The sequence below is a fragment of the Actinomycetospora sp. genome (assembly GCF_055612215.1).
Window position 1 is genome coordinate 1 of record NZ_JBVPVA010000722.1, and the last position, 2,034, is coordinate 2,034.

Genomic DNA, 2,034 nt, shown 5'->3' on the forward strand with positions numbered 1-2,034 from the left:
TCGTCGTCCCGGCGCTGATCATGGACCGGGACGGACGGGGGCTGCACGACCGCGTGAGCCGCACCGTCGTGCTCCGCGCCCGCTGACGTGCCCCGGGTGCCGCGCTGGTGCCCCGGCGGCGCGTCGTGATCAGGGGCGCACCGGGCAGCCCAGCCGGCCCTCCCGGATGCCTGATGTGCTCCTGATCGACCGGGCCGGCGGTCCTCCGCAGCCCGCGTTGATCAACAGCACGTCCGACAGGTCCGGCGGCCCCCCGAGGCGCCCCGTGTGCTGGTGATCACCGGGGTGGGGCGCTCGAGGGGTCAGCGCCGGCGGACGGTGCGCTGCATCCCCTTCATCTGCGCGCCCTTGGGCAGCGGCCCCTTGGGCATCGCCGGCCCGCCGCGGCCCGCGATGGCCGCCAGCCGCTTCTCCAGGGTCTCCATCTGGTCGCGGTCGATGTTGCGGGGGAGCTTGGTCATGTGCCGCTGCAGCTTCGAGAGCGGGACGTCGCCCTCCTCGTTGCCCACGGTGAGCTCGTAGATCGGCACCTGGCCCGCGACCCGGGAGATCTTCTTCTTCTCCTGGGCGAGCAGGTTCTTCGTGCGGTGCGCCGCGCCCTCGGCCACGAGCACCACGCCCGGGCGCCCGATCACGCGGTGCACGACGTCGAGCTGGGTCGTGCCGGCGACGGCCTGGGTCACCCGCCACTGCCCGCGCATGTTGTCCAGCGCCCACCCAGCCGCGCCGGGCTGGCCGTCGGCCTTCGCGTAGACGTTGTTCTGCACGCGGCGCCCGAACACGAGCATCGCGAGCGCCGCGCCGAGCAGGACCCCGATCGGCACGAGGAACCAGGACTGGCCGATCAGCAGGCCGACGACCAGGAACACCAGCGCGGTCGCGACGATCACGCCGATCATCAGCGGGAGGAGGAGCTTGTCCTCCTTGCGCTGCATCTGGAAGGCCTGCCAGATCTGCGACCAGCGCTCCCGACGCTGCGTCCGGGCAGCCTGCTTGGCGGCCTTCTTCTCTTCCTTGGTCGCCTTGCCGGCCGTGCCCTTCGCCATGCCCGTCATTCTGCCGGATCGAAGTCTTCCCCGTCGCTCCGCTCGCCCCTGCCGCTACCCACGGCGCGCGAGGAGCGCACCGACCTCCTGGCGGGCCTCACCCTCGGTGGCGAGCTCGGCCATGCCCTCGGGGAGCGCCTCGCCGCGGTGCAGCTTCGCCTGCGCGTAGAGCCGGCCCGCGCGGTACGACGAGCGCACGAGCGGCCCGGCCATGACCCCCGCGAAGCCGAGGCGCGTGGCCTCGTCGCGGTGCTCCACGAACTCCTCGGGCTTGACCCAGCGCTCCACCGGGTGGTGGCGCAGCGACGGGCGCAGGTACTGCGTCAGGGTCAGCAGGTCGCACCCGGCGTCGTGCAGGTCCCGCATCGCCGCGGTGACCTCCTCGGGGGTCTCGCCCATGCCGAGGATCAGGTTGGACTTGGTGACCATCCCGGCGTCGCGGGCCTGCCGGATCACGTCGAGGGAGCGCTCGTAGCGGAAGCCCGGGCGGATCCGGCGGAACACCCGCGGAACCGTCTCGAGGTTGTGGGCGAGCACCTCGGGCGCGGCGTCGAAGACCGGGCCGAGCTGGTCGTCGCGGCCGTCGAAGTCGGGGATGAGCAGCTCGACCCCGGTGCCGGGGTTCAGCGCGTGCACCTGCCGGACGGTCTCGGCGTAGAGCCAGGAACCGCCGTCGTCGAGGTCGTCGCGGGCGACGCCGGTGATCGTCGAGTAGCGCAGCCCCATCTGGCGCACCGACTCGGCGACCTTGCGGGGCTCGTCGCGGTCCAGCGGCGAGGGCTTGCCGGTGTCGATCTGGCAGAAGTCGCACCGGCGGGTGCACTGCTCACCGCCGATGAGGAAGGTCGCCTCGCGGTCCTCCCAGCACTCGTAGATGTTGGGGCAGCCCGCCTCCTCGCAGACGGTGGCGAGCCCCGCCGAGCGCACCATGCCCTTGAGCTCGGAGAAGTTCGGGCCGGTCTGCACACGGGTGCGGATCCACTCGGGC

Annotated in this window: 2 protein-coding genes; both read right to left on the reverse strand. The window is 72.6% G+C overall.

The features are described 5' to 3' along the window. Positions 1-302 precede the first annotated feature (302 nt). Positions 303-1,046, reverse strand: coding sequence for a DUF4191 domain-containing protein (locus AC0CYZ_RS19750; protein WP_472218417.1), 744 nt, complete (start codon positions 1,044-1,046; stop codon positions 303-305). 54 nt (positions 1,047-1,100) lie between these two features. Continuing rightward, the coding region (lipA, locus tag AC0CYZ_RS19755) for a lipoyl synthase (protein ID WP_472218418.1) at positions 1,101-2,034 on the reverse strand (934 nt) is incomplete at its 5' end.

Excerpts from the sequence above, each read along its gene's own strand:
- AC0CYZ_RS19750 (WP_472218417.1), bottom strand. The coding sequence starts at position 1,046 with ATGGCGAAGGGCACGGCCGGCAAGGCGACCAAGGAAGAGAAGAAGGCC.